At 65.6% G+C, this 631-nt stretch carries 1 protein-coding gene; it reads left to right on the top strand.

Features of this window, described 5'->3' with window-relative positions; all coding sequences use genetic code 11:
- Window positions 1-43 precede the first annotated feature (43 nt).
- The coding region (locus tag ACFFWD_RS07020; protein ID WP_376962829.1) for a transposase at window positions 44-631 on the top strand (588 nt) is incomplete at its 3' end.

Consider the following 631-nt stretch of genomic DNA (forward strand, 5'->3'; position numbering starts at 1 on the left):
GGGTGTCGAGCCTGCCAGAACCTCTCAAGGAGAGCGATACGCCATGAACGAGACTAGCAACATTGTCCCGCTTCGTCAGCCCGACGAGATCGACGATCCACTGACCAATATCCTGCGAGCCGGAGCGCGGCAGCTTCTGGCGCAGGCTGTGGAGATCGAGGTCGAGACGTTTCTTGCCACGATGAACGACTTGAAGCTTGCCGACGGGCGCGCCCGTGTGGTGCGGCACGGTCACGGGCCGGTGCGAACGATTGCGACGGGCATCGGTCCGGTCGAGGTGGCGCGGCCGAAGATTCGCGACCGCGGGGCAGCCAGCGATGGCGAGCGGATCCGGTTCAGCTCGGCGATCCTGCCGCTGTGGGCGCGGCGGAGCAGGAGCCTGGATGCGCTGTTGCCGGTGCTCTACCTGCGCGGCATCTCAACCGGCGATTTCCAGGAGGCACTGACGGCCTTGCTGGGCAAGGACGCGCCGAACCTGTCCCCGGCGGTGATTGGCCGACTGACAGCCGAATGGCAGGGCGAGTACGAACGCTGGCAGAAGCGCGATCTGTCGGCGCGACGATACGTGTACGTGTGGGCCGACGGCGTCTTCCTGCAGGCTCGCATGGAAGATCACGGCGAATGCATGCTG

It is taken from the genome of Bradyrhizobium erythrophlei (genome assembly GCF_042430365.1).
In the GTDB taxonomy this organism is placed as follows: Bacteria; Pseudomonadota; Alphaproteobacteria; order Rhizobiales; family Xanthobacteraceae; genus Bradyrhizobium; species Bradyrhizobium erythrophlei.